This window comes from Paenibacillus qinlingensis (assembly GCF_031455095.1).
Classification (GTDB): domain Bacteria; phylum Bacillota; class Bacilli; order Paenibacillales; family NBRC-103111; genus Paenibacillus_E; species Paenibacillus_E qinlingensis_A.
On the sequence record NZ_JAVDSB010000001.1, the window covers coordinates 1,127,369 to 1,148,966 of the forward strand.

Annotated in this window: 15 protein-coding genes and 1 pseudogene; 10 read left to right on the forward strand and 6 right to left on the reverse strand. The window is 45.8% G+C overall.

From position 1 onward, the window contains the following. The first annotated feature begins 63 nt into the window (after positions 1-63). From J2736_RS05120 to J2736_RS05145, 6 genes are all read left to right on the forward strand, one after another. Positions 64-1,620 carry an ABC transporter substrate-binding protein gene (locus J2736_RS05120; protein ID WP_310224126.1) on the forward strand — a complete coding sequence of 519 codons (1,557 nt, stop codon included), beginning with the start codon at positions 64-66 and terminating at the stop codon, positions 1,618-1,620. Between the two features lie 59 nt (positions 1,621-1,679). After that, complete coding sequence (locus J2736_RS05125; RefSeq protein WP_310224127.1) at positions 1,680-2,882, forward strand: CynX/NimT family MFS transporter; 1,203 nt, start codon at positions 1,680-1,682, stop codon at positions 2,880-2,882. After that, positions 2,879-4,738 carry a heparinase II/III family protein gene (locus J2736_RS05130; RefSeq protein WP_310224128.1) on the forward strand — a complete coding sequence of 620 codons (1,860 nt, stop codon included), beginning with the start codon at positions 2,879-2,881 and terminating at the stop codon, positions 4,736-4,738. Before J2736_RS05125 ends, J2736_RS05130 begins: the two co-directional genes overlap by 4 nt. A gap of 290 nt (positions 4,739-5,028) precedes the next feature. Then, positions 5,029-8,685: a X2-like carbohydrate binding domain-containing protein gene (locus J2736_RS05135; RefSeq protein ID WP_310224129.1), complete on the forward strand. Its 3,657-nt coding sequence runs from the start codon at positions 5,029-5,031 to the stop codon at positions 8,683-8,685. An 11-nt stretch (positions 8,686-8,696) separates the two neighbouring features. Further along, positions 8,697-11,588: a golvesin C-terminal-like domain-containing protein gene (locus J2736_RS05140; protein ID WP_310224130.1), complete on the forward strand. Its 2,892-nt coding sequence runs from the start codon at positions 8,697-8,699 to the stop codon at positions 11,586-11,588. A 121-nt stretch (positions 11,589-11,709) separates the two neighbouring features. Next, positions 11,710-13,878: a Sip1-related alpha-galactosidase gene (locus J2736_RS05145; protein WP_310224131.1), complete on the forward strand. Its 2,169-nt coding sequence runs from the start codon at positions 11,710-11,712 to the stop codon at positions 13,876-13,878. A gap of 68 nt (positions 13,879-13,946) precedes the next feature. Here J2736_RS05145 and J2736_RS05150 read toward each other — a convergent pair whose 3' ends face one another. Then, on the reverse strand, positions 13,947-14,654 hold the full coding sequence (locus tag J2736_RS05150; RefSeq protein ID WP_310224132.1) for a histidine phosphatase family protein: 708 nt from the start codon (positions 14,652-14,654) through the stop codon (positions 13,947-13,949). Between the two features lie 176 nt (positions 14,655-14,830). On the opposite strand from J2736_RS05150, the pseudogene J2736_RS05155 reads away from it, so the two are divergent. Together J2736_RS05155 and J2736_RS05160 are read left to right on the forward strand one after the other, a co-directional pair. Further along, positions 14,831-15,292 (forward strand): annotated as a pseudogene (locus J2736_RS05155) (GNAT family N-acetyltransferase); the annotation flags it as partial. A gap of 24 nt (positions 15,293-15,316) precedes the next feature. Then, the gene (locus J2736_RS05160; protein ID WP_310225210.1) at positions 15,317-16,060 is read left to right on the forward strand and encodes a class I SAM-dependent methyltransferase; all 744 of its coding nucleotides are present in this window, start codon (positions 15,317-15,319) and stop codon (positions 16,058-16,060) included. Between the two features lie 82 nt (positions 16,061-16,142). Here J2736_RS05160 and tatA read toward each other — a convergent pair whose 3' ends face one another. The 4 genes from tatA to J2736_RS05180 are packed head-to-tail and all read right to left on the reverse strand — an operon-like array spanning position 16,143 to position 19,693. Further along, the gene (gene tatA, locus J2736_RS05165) at positions 16,143-16,346 is read right to left on the reverse strand and encodes a twin-arginine translocase TatA/TatE family subunit (RefSeq protein ID WP_310224133.1); all 204 of its coding nucleotides are present in this window, start codon (positions 16,344-16,346) and stop codon (positions 16,143-16,145) included. Positions 16,347-16,375: 29 nt separating this feature from the next. After that, a complete protein-coding gene (gene tatC, locus J2736_RS05170) occupies positions 16,376-17,116 on the reverse strand; it encodes a twin-arginine translocase subunit TatC (protein ID WP_310224134.1) in 741 nt (246 codons plus the stop codon). A 48-nt stretch (positions 17,117-17,164) separates the two neighbouring features. Continuing rightward, the gene (locus tag J2736_RS05175; protein WP_310224135.1) at positions 17,165-18,886 is read right to left on the reverse strand and encodes a GMC family oxidoreductase; all 1,722 of its coding nucleotides are present in this window, start codon (positions 18,884-18,886) and stop codon (positions 17,165-17,167) included. A gap of 33 nt (positions 18,887-18,919) precedes the next feature. Beyond that, the gene (locus J2736_RS05180) at positions 18,920-19,693 is read right to left on the reverse strand and encodes a gluconate 2-dehydrogenase subunit 3 family protein (RefSeq protein ID WP_310224136.1); all 774 of its coding nucleotides are present in this window, start codon (positions 19,691-19,693) and stop codon (positions 18,920-18,922) included. Between the two features lie 178 nt (positions 19,694-19,871). On the opposite strand from J2736_RS05180, the gene J2736_RS05185 reads away from it, so the two are divergent. Continuing rightward, positions 19,872-20,234: a c-type cytochrome gene (locus J2736_RS05185; RefSeq protein ID WP_310224137.1), complete on the forward strand. Its 363-nt coding sequence runs from the start codon at positions 19,872-19,874 to the stop codon at positions 20,232-20,234. Between the two features lie 159 nt (positions 20,235-20,393). Further along, positions 20,394-21,002 carry a hypothetical protein gene (locus tag J2736_RS05190; RefSeq protein WP_310224138.1) on the forward strand — a complete coding sequence of 203 codons (609 nt, stop codon included), beginning with the start codon at positions 20,394-20,396 and terminating at the stop codon, positions 21,000-21,002. 79 nt (positions 21,003-21,081) lie between these two features. On the opposite strand, the gene J2736_RS05195 is transcribed toward J2736_RS05190, so the two are convergent. Beyond that, positions 21,082-21,501, reverse strand: a complete 420-nt coding sequence (locus tag J2736_RS05195) for a cupin domain-containing protein (RefSeq protein WP_310224139.1) — start codon at positions 21,499-21,501, stop codon at positions 21,082-21,084. Between the last annotated feature and the right edge of the window lie 97 nt (positions 21,502-21,598).

Consider the following 21,598-nt stretch of genomic DNA (forward strand, 5'->3'; position numbering starts at 1 on the left):
GGCTATCGTGCCGGTCGAGCATAGAGCACATTCATAAATACGAACTAAATGGAGGGTTAAAAAATGAAATCGATTCGCAGTAGAATTGGCGCTGCCCTAGGGTTCACCCTAACCGCAAGCCTTGTGCTCAGCGCCTGCTCCTCAGGTACGTCTAGCACCAGCACCAGCACCCCAGCACCCGCTACAAGCACGGCTCCAACTGCTTCCGCCGCAGCCCAGCCAAAGCTAGATCCGTACACGATTAAGATGTTCGTGCCTGGTGTGCCACAGAAAGATCAAGAGCTTGTGAATGCGGAGATCAGTAAGTATTTGAAAGACAAGATTAATGTAACACTCGATATGCAGGTCATTGATTGGGGTAGTTGGGCGGATAAAATGAATTTGAAATATGCGTCAAACGAAGTGTTTGATATTACGTGGACGACATCATGGGATAACTGGGTTGGCAAAATCCAAAACAAATCGATCATTCCGCTTGATGACTTGATAGCCAAATATGGGCAAGATGCAGTGAAAATTGTGAATCCTAAAGTGATGAACGGGATCAAGTATAACGGTGTCACGTATGGAATGCCAACTAACAAGGAATTTGCCGCCAATAAAGGTTTCCTAGTACGCAAAGATTTAGTGGATAAGTATAAATTCGATCTCAGTACTGTGAAAAAACCGGAAGATATGGAGCCGTTCTTTGATGTCATTAAGAAGAATGAGCCCGGGATGATTCCGTTCTTAAGCAGCAAGGGCAATGCGCTATTCATCGCTGTGCAAGAAGCCAATTTTTATGGGGCAAGCTCCAGTGCAACAAATCTGGGTGTCCTGGATCGTAACAACAAAGACTTGAAGCTAGTTGACCTATACAGTGATCCACGCTATATGGATATGCTGAAGCTGGCGAATAAATGGTACAAAGCGGGCTACATCAACAAAGATGCTGCGACGTTGACTGATTTCGCAGGTACGTACCGTTCAGGTAAAGTGTTCGCTTTCCCTGAAACATTGAAACCTGGAAAAGATATGGAAGTAACACAAGCGAGCGGTCAAAAATGGGTTCAAGTTGAGTTCACGAAGCCACTGATTACAACAGGCAGTGTACTTGGAAATATGTTGTCGATTTCCCGTACGTCCAAAAATCCAGAACGTGTCATGATGTTCCTGAATCTGTTGTATTCGGATAAAACTTTGCTCAATATGATTGCATTCGGGCTTGAAGGCAAGCACTTTGTAAAGAAAGACGCGAATACAATTGACTTCCCGCAGGGTGTGACAGCGCAAACTTCCGGATATTCGCTCGGAGCGCCTTACATGTTCGGTAATCAATTTAATGATTATCTCTGGACAAACGAAGATCCGCAAAAATGGGAGAAATACAACAAATTTAATACAGACGGGGAAGAAGCGAAGGGCATTGGCTTTATTTTCAACAATGAAAATGTGAAAAACGAAATCAGTGCTTACACCAATGCATTAGCTGAGTTCTACCCTGGTTTGATCACAGGTACATTAGACCCTGTAGAATACTTGCCTAAGATGGTTGAGAAGTTGAAAGCAGCGGGTATGGATAAAATTAACAAAGAAGTTCAAACACAGCTGGATGCATGGGCAGCAGCTAACAAAAAATAATGAATACAGGGACGGCTCCGATAATCGGGGCCGTTCCCATTTAAGTAAGGGTGAGCTGGATGTGGAAAATTGAGAAAAATAAACTAGCCATGGTCATTGCCATTGTACTCATTGCCTCTAATTTGCGGGCGCCATTAACGTCCATTAGCCCGTTGCTGGAATCGATTAGTCAAAAGTTGAACTTATCCCATCTTGTGGCAGGTACATTAACGACGCTGCCTTTGATGGCATTTGCAGCATTTTCTATCCTGTCGCCACGTCTTGCCAATCGCTTTGGTCTAGAAAGAGTGGTGTTGGCGGCACTATTCCTGCTGGCGTCAGGTCTGTTGCTGAGGCCATGGTCGGGCGTAAGTCTGCTGCTTGTCGGCACGACAATGGCTGGCATGGGTATTGCTGTGGGCAACGTCTTGCTGCCATCCTTGCTGAATCGCTATTTTCCGAATCGACTCGGATTTATGACCGGCATCTACACGGTCTCTATGAATCTAACAGGATCCATTGCTTCGGCCACAAGTATACCCATTGCCAGATCACTTGGTTGGGGATGGGAAAAAACATTGGCCTTATGGGGATTCCTTGCCATCCTAACTGCCTCATATTGGATGTATTGCATGCGAGCTCGTCGGCAGGAAATACAAGCGGGTAATCCAAGTTCAAAAAGTAAACGCATATCTTTATGGCGATATAAACTATCCTGGCAAATTACGTTGTATTTGGGTCTGCAATCCTTCTTTTTCTACGTGGTTATGGCTTGGCTGCCTGATATTGCAGCGGAACGCGGAGTTGGGGCAGGCACCTCGGGTGTGATGGTTGCTTTAATGCAATTTGCTGGGTTGCCTTTTAATTTTGTTGTGCCTTTGATTGCAGTTAAGGTTAAAAATCAACGCGTGCTAGCGTTGACGAGTGCAGCCATGTCTATTGGGGGAGTTATTTGCTTATTTATGAATCATGCTGTGCTCCTTGCCCTAGGAGGGGCATTAATTGGCAGTGCGGCTGGTTTTGCCTTTAGCCTGACGATGATGTTCTTTAATTTGCGAACGAACAGCGCACGTCAGGCAGCTGAAATATCCGGCATGGCACAATCTATCGGGTATACGCTTGCTTGTACAGGGCCCGCATTATTCGGCTGGCTGCATGATTTGAGCGGAGGCTGGCGTATGCCGCTGAGTCTACTTTTCGTAGCTATCATCGTGTTCTTATGGGCAGGTCTTGGTGCAGGGAGAAATATTCGGCTCCCAGAGGAAGAGAGGTTATCTGCATGAAGGTTGAGGAAATTATTGAGCATCTAGGTATTATCCGAACGGGGGCAGATTCATGGCTATTCCATGAAGACAGCCAACAAGTACGCAAGCGGATCCTTAGCGATGCTGCTTATTTACCATATCTGGAACAATTAGTGGCAGAAGGGGATCGATTTTTGCAGACGCCGATACCTGATCTGGCATGGTCGCTTTTCCGTAGAATATGGGAAGACGGAAACCGTAAGACGTATGAGGCCGTTTATTTCCATCGGAGGCAAAGATTAGCCGCATTCGGGTTATTGAGTTGGCTGTGGCCTGAGCGCGAAGACTATCGGGATGGGTTGCTAGATATCGTATGGGCAATCTGCAACGAGTTTTCTTGGTGTGTGCCTGCACATTATGAGCAAATGCCAGGTCATGCAGCGATAAGGCAATCCGTCCTTGATCCCCATATTGGTAATCATGATCCCGCTTTAGAAATTGATCTCTTCGCAGCGGAAACTGCGTTTACGTTAGCTGAGATCCTGCAGCTTACCGGAGAGGGGTGGCCAGAGGCTGTACGTGGTCGTATTTATCGAGAAATATATCGTCGAGTATTTATTCCCTATTTGAATAATGCCTATTTTTGGGAAGCTGTGCGTAATAACTGGGCAGCAGTCTGTGCGGGCTCGATTGCTGCAGCTGCGATATATGTAATTGAAGACTCGCAGGAGCTTGCCATGGTACTAGAGAAAGCGCTGCCGATTCTCGACCTCTTCTTGGAAGGCTTTGGAGAAGACGGCGCGTGCTTGGAAGGCTATATGTATTGGAGTTACGGCTTTGGATTTTATACGTATGCGGCACAACTCCTAGAACGCAGGACAGCTGGTGGCATTAATCTTTTTGAACATCCAAAAGTGAAAGAAATCGCGTTATTTCAGCAAAAAAGTTTTTTGACGGGGAGAAAAACAGTTAATTTCTCTGACTCGCAAGATGAAGCGGATGTGAATATCGGTCTCACACACGAATGGGCTAGAAGAGTACCTGACATGCATATCCCTGAATACAGCTTCGAGGGTAAGTTGATTTACGATCATTGCGGACGTTTTGCACCAGCGCTGCGTAAGTTGATCTGGTTTGACGTGAACCTCAAAGGAACGGATTGGGAGGAGGCTTCTTATTATTTACCCGATGCACAATGGCTGATTTCGCGTGTCCACCAACCGAACGGCAGTTTTTGCTTCGCTGCAAAAGGCGGTTATAATGATGAGCCACATAATCATAATGACATCGGTCACTTTATGTTGACTGCGGGTGAAGAAACGTTTCTTGCCGATATGGGCGCTGGTCTTTATACCAAACAGTACTTTAGTCCAGCTAGATACACGTTTATAGGGAATGGGGCGCAAGGACATTCCATTCCAATGATTAATCATGAACTTCAGCTCACGGGTAAGGAGATTAAGGCCAAGGTGCTTAAGGCGGAAATTGGTCCTGATGATGACCGGTTTACATTGGATTTGAAAGATACTTACGGACAATTGAATTTACATGCGTTTGAACGTAGTTGGACGTGGCAGAAGGATTGCATTCCTCCTAGACTTCAACTTGAGGATCACTTCGAGTTTACTGAAGGCATAAACTCAGTGAAGGAACGGTTTATTTGTGCCATGGAGCCTAAGAGTTATGAGCAAGGGAGAGTCCAGCTGGAAGGTATCCGCTATAGGTTAGTCATTCAGTTTGATCATGAATTGCTGAATCCGAGTGTGGAGCAGCTGAAATTTTTGAACCATTTTGGCAAGGATGTTACATTTTATGCCTTAGATTTTATACGCAAACAAGATCTTACCGAGAATACGCAACGATTCCGCTTTGCATTTTACTTTGAATTTATTTAGTTCAATGCTGACATTGTACAAGAGGTTACAAATTCGATGTTAATGTCATGTAATCATATAGTCGGGGCTAATTTGCAACTGTTAATATGTGGGTGAACTGAAAACGATTTCACTTGGAGGTGAGAAAATTACATATGAAAAAGGCGAGGAAGGGCAGGCGGAAGCTGGGAAAGCTTTCACGGTAGTAACGGATTCCTAGTTTCCAGGCGGCGCTAGGGCTGCGAAAGGGTGAATTAGCGGTGTAATTGCTCGAAAAGTAAGGAAATTCGAGATAATGACGAGGTGGCAGAATGAGAAAACTAGTAACCATTCTTACATTGGCAGCTCTCATATTCAGCATGATTCCTTTATCAACGCAAGAGGCTGAGGCCGCAACTGTAACTGTTTTATCGGAAAACTTTGAAAGTACAGCTGTTGGCCAAGTTCCGGCTGGGTGGGTTGCGACAGCAAGCCCCAATTTAGTTAGTGTTGTGGCGGATACATATGGCAACCGCTCATTATCCACGACAGAGAATAATAATGGTACTGCAAACACAGCTACATATAACTTTGCTACACCCATAACGACTTCGTTTAGCGTAGATTTGCGTGCGAAGACGAGTTCAATAGTCTCAGATTTCGAAGGTTACTTCTTAGCATTGAAGGATGCAAGTGGTGCAAAAGTGGTTGAACTGTTGTTTTTCGGCAGCACGATTTCGCGTAGAACTATAGGTACAACGGATAAGGCGACAGTCAAGTCTGGTATCGTGGCGAATCAATGGTACAACATTCATGTGGATGTTGATATGACGGCCAAGAAATATAGTGTGGCGATTGATGGTGTACCGATTGCCTCAGCTGCAAATATTGCACTTTATACGCCGGCTGCAACTGAAGTTTTCCAGTATGCTTTCTCTTCTTACCGTTATCGAACAGGCACCATTGCCGTCGATGATATGCTTATTGTGAAAGAATCTGGAGGCGTTCCAGCTAACCAAGCACCTACTGCGGTGACATTGAACGTATATGGTACACCTTTACCTGGGAATACGTTAACTGGTAATTATACCTTCAGCGATGCGGAATCAGATCTAGAAGGAACATCAATTTATAAGTGGTACCGTGGCAATCAAGCAAATGGCTCGGATAGAACAGCTATTACAAATGCGGGAACTAGAGAATACATAGTTGCAGCGGAGGATATAGGCAAATTCTTATTTTTCGGTGTGACACCTGTAGCACAGCAGGGGACGACAACCGGGTCGCATGTGGTAAGCACTGGTGTATACGTATCGCAGCCACCTACTTCCCCACAGGCTGGAACGGTGATCGGCAATACGATTAGCTTTGACAGCTCTAATCGGTTTGTGGATGATTTGACTTCTTTTTCAAAAGTGTTCAGTTACAAAGGAACGACCATTAACAGTGGCGGTGCGGTTGGCGTAGCTGGCGATTTGTCGTACTCTGCCGGTATGAACGACTTGAAGTCATTGGATATGGAAGTCACTTATAATAAATGGACGCTGAACTTTACGGTTCAAAATGAACTGTCTGTCTATGAAGCGGTGTACAACAGTCAGACAGGTACTTTTGAAAACGGTAAAAAAGTGAATCTGCTTCGCAAGCTTCGTCCGGAACTTATGACATCCGGTGTTCAGTATGTGAAAGCAACTTACTCGACAGCTGAACCCATTACTCCGGGCACCCAATATCTCCGTGTCATTTTGCCACAATCCGGATTTTATGGAGATACAGCAACTGCAAATGACTTTAGAATTGATCAAATTACGATCGAGAGTTCCCTGTCAACGTCAGCGCCATTAGGCGGTTATCTGATTGATGATGCATCCAATTTCGCCATGTACACAGCGGGGAGCGATACGAGCAATTTACAAGTCGTCAATCCAACGAGTATTGCGGATATTCGAACCTTCGGCACCACTTCTTATATTAAACGCAAGGATCCGACGGTTGCTTCGATGATGACGTATGCAGCTCCAGCAGGCAAGGATTTCAAAAATGCTTACGTCGAAGGCTATTATTTTGGTAATCTGCCGAGCAGCCAGGCCATGGAGATTTGGACTTCGACCAATGGCACCGATTTTACAGTGTACAATATTGCAGGTGTTTACAAGCATCCGGCTTTCGGATCATTAGCCAATAACAGCATTCCTGATGTTCTTCAGGCTAATTATTTGCCGCCAGGCGTAAAATTTGTAAGAGTCAAGCTCGTTGGAAATATAACCAACGGATTCCCGTACTTGACGAAAATGGCATTTGGCTATGGGGCAGAAGTACCCGTAAATCCGATTGATACCGACATTGTGATCAAACAAGCATCAGGAGAAATCGTTTTAGATGGTGTGGTTGACACCGATTCCATCGGTAATCCGACAGGAGAATGGGCTGGCAGTGAACTGCTGCGCATTGCAGGCGTAACCGATAATAATGGGGATAAGCACAGTGCGGACATTTATTTCAAATATGATGAGAGAAAGCTGTATCTCGGAGCTAAGATTAAAGATCCTACACCGATGATTAACACCAAAACAGGAACCGGCATTTGGAATGGTGATGTACTGGAATTGTTTATGGGTGCTGAAGATCTAGATTATACTCAGTATCCGGACAAAAAGGGTACCATGCTGCCTACAGATATTCAGCTGGTACTTGGAAGTGGTATCGAGTTTGGCTACCAATCCTACATGTCCATAAATGGCGTAAACTCCAAACCTTCCGTCTTCATGGAGCTCAAGAAGGACACGGATGGAAAAGGGTACACGATGGAAGCGGCCATACCTCTGCATGCACTCGGTTTGTCGCAGCCATGGACGGGCAAACCATTCATCCTGAACGCTTTCCTAAGCGATGGTGGCTTTGCTAGCCGTGGACAATGGGGTTGGACGATTAACGGCGAGGTGAACAAGAAGGTAAGAGGAAACTTTGGCAAGATCGCTTTCGAGCCATCAACTCCACCGGCATCGGAGATGCAAGTAACAGCGGTCGTTGATCCGAGTACGCAGTTCGTTACGTTGAGCGGGCAAACGGTTCATGTTAACAACAAATATGTCACAATGGCCGTGCAAAATGAAGCCGGGGCTACGATCACGTTGGATCAAACTGTTAGCGATGTAGATGGTAAATTTTCGTTCCAGATCGATTTAAGCCGTTTGGCTAATGGTAAAGGAGCATACACCGTCAAAGTTGGCGGCCAAGGTATCCAAGTTCCGCAAACAGCAGCCTTTACGGTTGGTGATGCTACTTCGACCATTTCGCCTGTAACGGCTTCGTTTGACAAGAATGCTGCTATTCAAGCTGACGTGAGCGTTGCCATGAACTTGTATGGGAATACGCTGACGGCGATCAAGAATGGAACGCACGTTCTTGCGGCGGGTACGGATTATGTTGTGAATGGTACTCAAGTTATGCTGAACAAGAGCTACCTCGCCACATTGCCAATAGGTAACTCGTCCTTATCTTTTGAATTCAGTTCAGGTGCAGTATCTTCGTTCAGCCTGCAGGTTGTAAATACGATCTATTCAAACGAAGATGTGCGTATCACCGTTACTTCCGATGCGCTCCAGGTTAGCATGCCAGTCGAAGACTTTAGCGCAAATGGAAAGAAAAAGATGGATATCAAGTCCGATGACCTCACCTTGAGTATTCCAGCGGAAGTTGTCCAGCACGTAGCTGCTTTGACAGCAGGATCAGAAGGGATTCATGCTTTGGCGACATTTAACATCACGCCACTTGCTGCACCGGAGTTTCAAGGTATTGCAAAAGTAAACAGTGATAACCACAGTTACGTGGTGACACTGACAAGTCCATCTGGTCTGAACCAAAGTGTGACGCCAATTGATGAGCCAATCACACTTCGTCTGGATCTCAAAGGCAATGCAGCGGCGAAGCGGGCGGCTATTGATTACATTTTGGAATATGGCCTATTGTCCTACATCGGCGGCCAATGAGGAGGGTAACCATGAATTGTAAACGTCAATTTGTACAGCTGATTTCCATCGCCATGGCTGCAATTATGCTGCTTAGCGTATGGGGAGCTGTCGGTCCTGTTAATCATGCCTATGCTGACGGAGTTACCTACTATATTGATGCCGTAGGAGGAAGTGACAGTAATAACGGAACGAGTGAAGCGACAGCTTGGAAGAGCTTATCCAAGGTAAATAATAAGACCAATTTTCAACCTGGCGATCATATCTTGTTCAAGTCGGGAAGTTCCTGGTCGGGTTCACTGAAGCTGAAAAGCTCAGGGGCAGAGGGCAATCCGATTGTAGTAGGTAAATATGGGGAAGGTCCTGCACCTGTCATTAATGCCAATGCCGCTTATGCAGCAATTGATTTAGAAAACATTCAATATATCACCCTGCAGGACTTGGAGTTAACGAACTTTAATCCAGCGGCACCGGATGATTACAAAACAGGTTTTTATAGAAGAAGCGGGATCTGGATTAAGTCATTTCACAATGGACCTATGAATGATATTACAATTCGTAATATGGACATCCATGATGTCACAGGGATGAATTTGACAGGCGAAGCGACGACTACGACTACCGATGGTAAGGATAAAGGGGTTAACAAAAATGCGAACGCCGGTATTCAAATCGAAGCTTGGGAATTCGAAACCGGTAAGCCCAAAGCTTATATTGACGGTTTGACGCTAGAAAACAATTATATTCATGATCTGGCGGTCATCGGGGTTAATATTACAGCTTTCTCCAATGATGTCGCGTATTTTAACAAAAACGTCACGATTAGAGGTAACACGGTCTCCAATACGGGTGCAGACGGCATTATTGTAGGGGTTTCATCTAATCCATTGATTGAGTATAATATCAGCTTGGATGCAGGTGCTTATGCTCCCGGTATCAAATGGATTGCGGGTATCTGGGTATGGAGAACCGACCGGGCGCTGGTGCAATTTAACGAAGTAGGTCGTACGCGTGCGGAGATCAAAGCCGATTCGGATTCTGCAGCATTTGATACGGATCTGGCAACACGAGGCGACCATATATTCCAATACAACTATACCCATGACAATGCAGGCGGTTTCTTTATGGATATGGGTCAGTTGAAAGGTGGTATTAACATCCTCCGCTACAATATCAGTCAGAATGATAAGCGTGACGGATGGCATAGTTATACACTGAACATTAATGATCCGGGAATCTATTATAACAATGTCTTCTATAATGATCTCGGTATCGGGTTCCAAATGAAAAATAATTCGAATGCTACGTTTATGAACAACGTCTTCTATGTTACAGGGCCAACGCCAATCACTGAAACGTATCCGACAGGACCCAAATTCTTATCCAACGCTTTCTATGGTAAAGCCGCACCGTCTCAAGGTAAGAATAACGTCGTAGGTGATCCAGGTTTTGTGGATCCAGGAAAAGGTGTAGATGGTTACAACACGGTGGATGGTTATAAACTGAAGCCAGATTCGCCGTTGATTGGTGCAGGTGCTGTGGTCGCTAACAACGGAGGAAGGGACTTCTGGAACAATCCGATATACAGAGGATCACCGGATATCGGAGCGTTCGAAGATTCGTCCACAGCAATCAACGATACGATTGCTCCAGCCAAACCGACAACGGTAGCCGTTAAAGATTATCAAGACTCGACGGTAAGTTTGACATGGGCAGCTTCTGAAAATGGCGTGGACTTGGATGCGGATATCTATAACGCAGCGAACAATCAGCTCCTCACTTCTGTCATCGCTAGCAATGAAGCTACGGTCACAGGACTCACACCAGATACAGATTACACGCTCTATGTGGTGGCGAAAGACAGGAATTGGAATTCCTCCGAGCCGAGCGCAAGTATTCCCGTAAAAACACGGAAGTCCATCATTGTCGATGATACACAGTCTGTTAAGGTCGGCACTTGGACTGCTTCAACAGGAAGCAATTCTTATAATAACAACTTTGTGAGGATTGCAGCAGGATCAGGCACAAACTCTGTCAAATGGACCCCGCAGGTTGCAATCCCTGGTTTTTACGCCGTGTATTACTATCTGCCAGACGGTGGTTCATCGAGGGCGGGGAATGCGAAGTACACGGTCACTTCCGCAACAGGATCAAAAACCTATACAGCCGATCAAAGGCCGGTAAGGGGAGGCACTTGGAATCAGCTCGGTATCCATAGTTTCAGTGCAGGCACTTCAGGCTACATTCAATTGAGCGATGCGGCAAGTGGCGAGGTCGCAGCGGATGCGATTAAGCTCGTTTATCTGGAGGGCTTCGGCTTGGAGGATATCGCCAACATTCAGCTGTTCACTTCGAAGCTGCAGCTGCGCTTAGAGGAATCCACGAAATTCTCTGTGACAGGCACAGATCGTGACGGTCAAATGGTCGAATTGCCAACAGATTCCACGGAGCTGTCCTATATCGTTGATGATCCGACAGTGGCTGTTATTAATGGTGGATTCGTGAAAGGAATTTCTGAAGGTGTGACTCGTTTTCATGCCAAATTCAGCTATAACGGCAGCATCATCGAAAGCAACTCGGTTGAGGTGATCGTCGGACCTAAACAGTCTGTGGAGACACCGTTGTTCACGGATGCCAGTGGTCAGGAAATAACCGCTCTGACGACAGGCACGATTACGGTATCGTCTAGAATCATAAATTCAACCGATAAGCATTTGAATGCAACGCTGATTGTCTCCTTGCAATCGCCAACTGGCATTGTGGAAACCAAGACGCAAGAGGTTGTATTGAACAAATACGATAATACGACGTTAACGGTATCGATGACCATGCCAGAATCGGTGGAAGGGTACACGCTCAAAGCATTCATTTGGGATAATCTTACCGATATGACGGCATTAACTAACTTGGTCACATTGGAATGAAGAAAATGGTATATAATGTAAAATAGCATATGGTACGCATATACGAATGGCCAAGGTTGAGATTGAACGGGTCTCTATCATGGCCATTCCATGCTAATAAACGATCAGGAAGTGGACAACGATGTTTACTTATAAGGATTCGACTTTGCTAGTATCTGCGCTAGGCTTGGAAGAGGGTTCGGGTCGGCCTGTGCTCAGCGGCTTCGGAGTCACAGTTGCTTTGGACAACGAAGTGCCCAAGAAACTGGTGTATCAAGTCTGTGAGACCATGCATGGTGTTAACAAACTTGGGGCGTATGAGGAACATACATTGAAATTCGATGACGGCGGCAACGTCAATGTGTCATTTACATTAAGGTGTTTCGAGGATATCGTTCTGGGATTTGTTAATGGACGGATTGCTACGAAGAATCCATTCATGCAAAAGAAATCTTTTTCTTCCCAAGCGAGCATTCGCATTACGCTGGATGAGATCGTGGGATTGACAAGTTTGATGGCGAATTATCAGCATAATGAATGGTGGACACGACCTCACTTTGAATCTGATCTGAGTAAACTTCCGGCTCAAACGATTTCGTTGCTTTGGCAGTCTGATGCCGCTTACTATCGATTGTTGCCTGTGTGTGGACCTGTTTGCCGAACCGACCTTCAAGGTGGAGGCGGCACTCATGATCAAGGCTTATCCGTGATTCTGTCTTCTTATCAAGGAGGCTTACAGCATCAGGAGACGTTAGCGTTCGTCTTAGGATTTGGCAAGGAGCCGTACACGTTGGCAGATCGAACAACGGAAGCTGCACTGATGGAATTGGACTATCCAGTCCTCCCGCGAGAGCACAAAACGTATCCTGAAGTGCTAGACTATTTGGGCTGGTGCAGTTGGGATGCTTTTTACCAGAAGGTTGATGAGCAAGGGGTATTGGCCAAAGCTGAGGAGTTTAACCGTGTTGGTCTTCCCGTACGTTGGATGATGATTGATGATGGCTGGTCCACCGAAGCAGGTGGCAAGCTGCAGGCTTTTGACGCGAATCCAGATAAATTTCCAGAGGGTCTCGCAGCTACGGTAGCTCAACTTAAAGAGAAACATGGTGTGAAATGGGTCGGCGTCTGGCATACCATCGTCGGGTATTGGGGCGGCATCGATTCGAACAGCACCCTTGCCAAATCGCTTGGGAATTACTTATACAAGACAGCAGATGGAAGTCTTATTCCATATCCTGATCCGGCGTTGGGCTTCGGTTTCTGGCATGCATGGCACGGATATCTTCGCCGACAAGGCATTGATTTCGTTAAGGTGGACAGTCAAGCGGCAATCAATAACTTCCTACAATTCGAACGTTCTGTCGGCGCTTCCGCTTCGGCGGCACATCAAGCCATAGAAGCTTCGGTTGCGCTGCATTTCAATCGTACGATGATTAACTGCATGGGCATGGCGGCAGAAAACATATGGCATCGCCCAACATCTGCGGTGTCCCGTAACAGTGATGACTTCATGCCGAAGAGCCCCAATGGATTTCGTGAGCATGCGATACAAAATGCGTACAACTCCTACTATCATGGTTCCTTCTATTGGGGGGATTGGGATATGTTCTGGACGATTAATCATGACGATCATCAGAATGCCGTACTACGAGCCATTAACGGTGGACCGGTCTATATCAGTGATCCACTTGGTCAAACCGATCCGACAAAGCTTTTGCCGTTAATCTATAGTGATGGTAAGCTGATTCGGTGTGGACGAACTGCTGTTCCTACGCTGGACTGTTTGACCAAGGATCCGATACGAGAGCCTATCCCACTTAAGCTTTGGAATTACGCAGGAGAAGCCGGGATCGTTGCAGCGTTTCATATTGGGGAAGAACCTATTGAGCAAGAAGGTACAATCTCCACGATGGACATACCGACACTTGCAGATAAACGTGTTGTTCTTTTTGAACATTTCTCTCAAGAAGTTAAGGTATTGGAACCGTGGGAGTGTTGTGTGTTCACGCTACAGCCAGAAGCATGTAAGCTATTTCTGCTTGTTGAGATGAAGAACGAGGTAACACCAATAGGGTTACTTAATAAATATGCCTCCACCCATGCGATCTTGAAGCAGTGGCGAAAGCAAGGAAGTGAGCTGATTCGACTGCGTGAAGGCGGAAGATTTGCTTTTCATTCGGAGGTTGTTCCATCGCATGTCTTGGCCAATGGGCAGGAGCAACAGGTAATCGCACTAGGGAATAACATATACGAGATTGCGTGCGGTCATATCCTGGAGGAGTTAGACATTGAGATTGTTTGGCGTCGGTAATGGTGGGGGAAGAGGCTATTCTGCAAGTAGCATGATGTCTACTTGCAGAATAGCCTCTTCCTATTATTTTAATCAATGTTGTCTGCAAGCAACCCAGCACGGCTGAGGGGGAGATTGGCTTGATAGAGATGTCCAACATCACCTACGCCATAGCATCGTGGAGCAGCCCAGCCATGTGAACGTTCCTCCATGACAATCGTCGTTACGGAACTTGGTGCGATCCAGAAGCCTGCCCAGACCATCGTCAAAGGAAGTTCAAGAAGATGAGACAACCAAGCTAAGCCGAAGCCGAGATGGCAGAACACAGCAATGGTGTCCCTGTTAGATGCCATAATTCGATAGCGTCCACCTTCGCGTTGATAGCCATTTTCTTCAAAGAAGCGATCCGAATTGCGGCGGATGTCTTCATATTTGTCATGGAAATCCGGCATATTGAAAGGTGGAAGTTGATGCCAATTCTCACTGGAGGGATAGGGGCGATGCTCACGAATCCATGAGTTATCGACATTCCAGGCAACTTCGGTTTTCCCATTTGGATGCACGAAGTTCCAGCCCTCAAGTTCTGCAGTCCATGGCAGTAAGGTCGGTTGAATGCCCATTGCATCCGCGGTGTACTGCATCGTATGTATAGCCCTGCCTAACGGGGAGTGATAGATACGATCGATCTTTGTTCCACATAGACGCTCTGCTAACGCTTGCGCTTCAAGATGGCCAGGCGGGGTTATGGTATTATTGGGATAGTCCGGTTCTGCATGTCGAATGAGATAGATTTTCATAACGGCCTCCACATTCATCGTATGTTCACATTCAGTATAGGCGCCTAGCTTTCGTATCGCAATAGATTGCAAAAACTTACGATCGTGCAAAAAACAAGCTATCTTTTTATTAAAAAAAGAATTGAAAGTGTGAATGTCGAAGTAGCAAAAAGCTAAAAGAAGAAAGAAGGTATCCTATGCTAATCTACCAAACCGATGCACTGACAGTACGAAAATTGGCGTCCAGCGATAAAGAGCTGCTCGTATCCTGGTTGAATAATCCCTTGGTTCTCTCTTATTATGAAGGGCGAGATCGCCCCCATGACATGGAGAGGGTAGAGGAGCATTTCTATAAGGAAGACTCTGCGACGAGATGCCTTATTGAATACCACAAGAAGCCGATCGGGTATATTCAATTTTATGAAATTGATGAAGAGGAACGCTTAGAATACGGGTACGATGATTTGGCGGGGACCATTTATGGAACGGATCAATTTATAGGTGAAACGGACTATTGGAATCAAGGGATCGGGAAGCTGCTCGTGACATCCATGGTGGAATACTTAGTAGGTGAACTCGGGGCAGATCGTGTGGTGATGGATCCACAGCAATGGAATGTGCGAGCAATCACCTGTTATGAGCGCTGTGGTTTTAAGAAAGTGAAGGAACTCGTTGCTCATGAGATGCATGAGGGTGAGCTGCGAGATTGTTGGTTGATCGAATACTCTCGGATTACGAAGATTAGGGAAGAAGAACGAAAATACCATGAAGCTTGCTATGAAAATTATAAGTTATTTGAAGAGGGAACCTGGCTATCGAAGCCTGTGAAAACAGTCATGCAAACGTTATCCCATTTCGACGATTATGAGAATGTTACTGTCCTGGATCTGGGTTGTGGTGTTGGGCGAAACAGCATCCCCATGGCGGAAGCGTTGAAATATAAAGGGGGGAAAGTGGTTTGTGTGGATATCCTGCAATCCGCGCTTACCAAGTTGCTGGTTTACAGTGAACAATTCGATGTTAGTGAAAGAATCGAAACCCACCTCTCTGACATTGGAGAGTATGATATTGCGGCGGATACCTACGACTATATCGTTGCTGTATCGTCACTGGAGCATGTGGATTCGGAACAAACATTTAAACGTGTTCTGGATCGAATGACGATGGGGACAAAGGATAAGGGTATTCATTGTTTGATTCTGAATTCACAGCTGCAAGAAATGGATAAGTTAACTGGAGAGGAACTAACGCCTCTCATCGAGCTTAATCTTACAACCGAACACTTACAAACCATTATAGATAATCAGTATGAGGGTTGGGAAGTTTTGTTAACGACATTAAATAATTTAGCTTTTGACATAGAGCGTAATGGCAGACCCATTCGGTTGAAGACAGCTTGTCTCACTTTTGTCGCGAGAAAACAATAGCTTTATGGCGATGAGTGTTCCCTGGATGTATGTAAAATAAGTAAAAGGAGCTCTTTCACCAGGTGAAAGGCTCCTTTTCACTTCATGATAGAGGCGGCTTCTTGCCCTCATTCTCAATCAAATGGTCACGTTCGCCATCCTCCATGATATTACGTGTTGAGTTACGGAATTCACGTAAGGTATCCCCAAAAGCACGACCCAGCTGTGGCAGTTTGGAAGGGCCAAAAACGATTAAAGCGATAGCCAGAATCAAGATTAATCCTGAAACGCCAATATTGTTGAACATGGTGTTCATCCTCTTTTCCTATTTTCAACTCATTCTTCGATTAGATTTAGTTTCGCAACACGCTGCATGGCTCGCCATTGCCAGCCGGCCACCAAAACACTGATTTCAAACAATAAGATCAATGGAATGGTGACGGATAAGTGTGAAATCATATCAGGTGGCGAGATGCAGGAGCCAGTGATGGTTAGCGCGATATAGGCATATTTCCTGGACTTTTTCAAAATTTGTGGCGTTAGCAGTCCGATCTTAGTTAAGAACAGAAGAACAACGGGCAGCTCGAAGGCGATAGCCATCGGTATCACAATTTGAAACAGGAAAGCAAAATAGCGATCTATCCCATAGGTTTCGACAGCACCGATCGATTGATTCATCCGAATCATGAAACGCATCATCATCGGGAAAACGACCCAATAGCTGAACGAAACCCCAATGATAAACAAGGCAAAGGCGACGGGTATATAAGGGAGTGCGCTCCTAGATTCACTCTCCGTCAGCCCTGGCTTCACGAAAGCCCATGCTTGGTAGAGAATCACAGGGATTGTAAATAAACCAGCGAACAGAAACGCACATTTCATATAAATCATCAGCCCATCTGTAAAAGCAAACACATTCCACTTAATTTCACCGATTAATGGCTGAGTTTTCAAGTACAGGAGAATATCGGAAGAGAGGTATAAACCGACACATAGTGTGACGATGAACCAGGCGAACACAATGAGCAATCGCTTGCGAACTTCCGTCAAATGTAAGATCCAATCTTCTTGCTCCATACCATTCCACCTCCTTCATGAATCGTAAAGACGCCTTAACTCATGATCTCAAACGACACTTCCACCTTGTTTTAAATATTTAGCAATGCCTTCAACGGCGCGGTATGCCAAGGCTCCAACCGTTCCTGTTGGATTGTAACCGCTATTGTGAGCAAATGCGGATGCACCTACCACAAATACATTCTCAGCATCCCACATTTGCAAATACGAGTTAACCGCTGAAGTTGACGGGTCTGCCCCCATAATGACGCCCCCTGTGTTATGAGTCGATTGATAGGGAACGATATTGTAAGGCGCAAGTTGATCCGAGGAACCTATGGTCGTTGGGTTCATCTCTTTCATAATTTCTGCTGCTTTACCAGCTACGAATTTGATCATTTGTCGATCTTGCTCTTCAAAATCGAAGGTGATACGCGGGAGCGGAAGTCCGTAAGCATCCTTGTAGGTTGGATCCAAATCTACATAATGATGCTTCCAAGGTAAGCTGCTTCCCTGTGGAGAGACGGACAAGACACTGTTCGCGTACTTCAGCGACTTTTGTTTAAAATCGCCACCCCAGGCAGCTGTGCCTTTGGGAACCGAGTTCGTTGCAATAGGTCGCTGGCCAGTTTGGGAAATGCGAATACCTGCACCGTGGATGAAATTCAGATTCGTATGGTCGAAATTATCGCCATTAAAATCAGGAATCTCCATGCCGAGGGAGCCGGCGCCTGCATATAAATTGAACTGTTTTTCATCGAAGAAGCCTGTGGCACTTCCGCCGTTTGTTTGGTAACAGTAATTTTTACCAATGACACCTTTACCTGTCGCTGGATCGTAAGGTTTGCCTAATTTGGATGTGAGCAGCAGCTTAATGTTATTGAATACATAGCTTGCCATGATGACAACATCGGCCGGCTGCTCGAATTGTTCGCCCGTAACCGTGTTTACGTAAACAACGCCGCTAGCTTTTTTTCCATCATTTAACACTTGAGTCACGTTGGAGTAGGAACGTAATTCGAAATTGCCAGATTTCTGCGCAATAGGGAGAGCCGTCACTATGACATCGGCTTTTGCTCCGTATTCACAACCAAATCGCTCGCAATAGCCGCAATATTGGCAGGCTGCACGTGTGATACCATCCGGGTTCGTATATTGCTCTGACAAGTTAGCCGAAGGCATCATATACGGGTGATACCCGAGCTTTTTGGTTGCGTCCTCGAACAATTTCAAGACAGGTGTTTTCACCATCGGCTTAGTAGGAAAAGGAGCGGAACGTTTGCCCACCATTGGATTCTGTTCAGCGTCACCTGAAATACCAGCTAGTTTCTCGAATTTGTCAAAATAGGGCTCTAACGTGTCATATGTAATGCCCCAGTCTTGAATCGTCATGCCTTCTGGAATCTTTTGCTTGCCGTAGCGTTCTACGGTTTTGCTATAAATCTCGAAGTCATAGGGGAGAAAACGATAGGTTTGTCCATTCCAATGAACACTCGCCCCGCCAAGACCTTCCCCGAGTAGGAAAGAACCATACTCCCGCATAGGCACAGCAGCCATTTTCTCGGTATTACGGAATGTCACCGTTTCTTTGGACAAATCTTGCATGAGATCATAGCGTGAGGCGTACCGCAGCTCATCATGGACCATGTAGTAGTCAGCGGTATTTCGTGGCTTTCCACGCTCCAAGCCAACAACCTTCACACCTTGCTTCGTTAATTCAGCAGCAATAATTCCCCCGACCCATCCCATACCGACAATGACAACGGGGACTTTCGGCATTTTAGTAGCCATCCATGTATTCCCTCCTTCGTGAGAATTGTTCCTTTAGTGAACAAAATGATCGTGCAAACTGCGGGGCTCCATAACGACGAATTGATCTTTATCGATCATGTTCGTATAACTCATTTGGTTGCCTGGATATTTACGCATTTTCCAACCAGCCATATTCTTATTCCCGCCATACAGCGGATCAGAGTAGACACCTTCCATAACGAGGATGCGAAATGAGTTGAAAAAGGTTTTCCCTGTGATACCGTTCACGACAAGGATTTCGCCTTTTTCCATAGAGGTGAGAATGGCATCCCGTTCCTCAGGTGTAATATCAACGAAGCCCTTCGTATGCTTGGTTTTGGCGGTTTCTTCAAGACTATTCAGACCCATCGTGATGAGCTCATGACGTTCAATACTGAGGTAATCACCTTGAGTGGCTTCACCCTTGACGAAGGGTCCCATTCGATAGGTTCGCGCATTTACGCCCCATGGACTGGCTAACTGATGATCGATATAGAAAGCAACACCTAGCTCTGCTGCGCCTGGGCCATTGTCGTCTTTGGGAAAGATCCGTTCCGCGGCGGCTTCGGCGACCTGAAGCTGGAGTTGATTGAGGAACATCGGTGCCTGGTTATAGTCCGCGGTGACTTGCGGGTTAGGGCTTGCGGATGGCGTTGGAGAGGTTTGGGGTGTATCTTTCTTGAAACCTCCTGACACTGCGCTTCCAATGACGCCACCGACGACCACGCCACCAATGGCAGTACCGGTATACTTGAGAAAACGGCGACGCGAATGATCAGGTGTATGTTGCGTGTTTTTGTCAGCCAATTTGTCATTCCTCCATGGAATTTTATGTACATCTGGGTAGTTATGGATATGTTGAGCTTGAATGGCATTTCCTATTCATCATTTGCATGAAAATATGGAAACGGGGGTAATGTAGTGGTAGGTATCCGATTTCAAAATACGGCATGTGAACCTAAAAAATGTGAGGAGAAGCATACGCATGAACAGAAAGATTGTAGTACTCACCCTCTTGCTGGCTGGCGCTTTATCTGCTTGTGGCAAGAGTGAAACGACACCTAGTCCTACTGCAGGAACAACCACTTCACCAACAGCATCCGCAAGCACTGGAACGACAACAAAAGCTGATGCACAGACGGTTTTCAAGGCCAATTGTGTCAGCTGTCATGGCGCTAATTTGGAAGGTTTAGTCGGACCGAATCTTCAGAAGGTAGGCAGCAAACACTCTAAAGATCAGCTTACCGCGCTCATTACCAACGGTAAGGGTGCAATGCCTGCTTTTAAAGGAAAGCTTTCCGATGATGAAATCAGTTCATTGTCCACATGGCTTGCAGACAAAAAATAGTTCGGCATAAACCCGCCCCTCGCTGTTAAGCGGTAGGCGGGATTTTTGTTTTGCAGCTTGGACGGCATTCATTTCGTTCAATACGGGGCATAGGATAATGAAGTGCTTTTTAATTGACCAGGTAAGGTGCTTCCTTTTTTTTCAGGATGAAATAGGGAGATGGGGCAGATGAAGGGTAAGGATCGGTGGAATGATCTCATTGAATTAGGGATGTATGTACTAGCGGGATGCTGTTTTGTTTATTTTCTGGTGCGAGGTAATGGGACCAAAATGTTTCAAGCGGTGCTCATTGTGGCTGTTCTTCAGCTAATTCGACTCCTTGTCAAATGGACGAAGACAACCATGTTCACTTCGTTGCGCTTCTGTGTACTGCTCTTTATATTCGTCACGATGTTCATAGCCAACGAATTTGGATTTTATGGCGTCATTCCCTATTTGGATAAAATAGAGCATCTCTTCTCGGGCGTTATTCTCTGTTTCATCGGGTTACTCATTTATAGCAAAGCAGCCCATCACCAAGAGGGAACGGAACCACCTTCATCAAAGGTCGCCGTATGGCTTTGTTTTTTCTTCTCTGTGGCGATGGCGAGTGTTTGGGAAATCTATGAGTTTGCAACAGATCACTTGTTTGGTCTCAACTCACAAAATGGCAGCTTGCTCGATACCATGACTGACATCATTTGCGGAACATCGGGTGCCATCCTGACAGCTTGTTATTTGGCCATGAAGGCAAGGAGAAAGACGCTTCCATTGGTTGATGTAAGGTGAAAGACAATAGGTATGGGGGAAGCGAAGAAACGAAAAGAAAAGCAAAGAATCCATCGTGGATTCTCTGCTTTTCTTTTCGTTAAGTCTTTTTAGAATCCCACAGTGCATCAAGCTCAGGCAGCAGAAGAACGCTCTCTTGCTCATTGGGATCCGTGCGGGCAAGTACACAAGTACAAATATCCGTCGTACTTGGATTATAGGGGAGATGGGGCATGCCAGCTGGAATATAGAGGAAGTCACCTTGTTCTAGTTCCATGTGTTGTTCCAAGTTCTCGCCGTACCACATACAGGACTTCCCCTCCATCATATAAATGGTGGTTTCATGATTTTGATGCAGATGAGCTTTCGCTCGTTGACCCGGCAGAATGGTTAGCAGCATCATACAAATTCCTTGCGAATCAGCACTTTCCTTGGAAATCGCTTCATGATAATCGAATCCTTGTTTTCCATGATAGGTTCGAGATGAACGGATAAGTCGACATGTACGCTTATTGTCCACGTAGCAGCACCTCCTAGAATTATCCTATGCGGATCTACATATTTTAGCTGCGGATGATCCATCTTACTAAGTAAGGAATGTATGGGGTATATGTTAC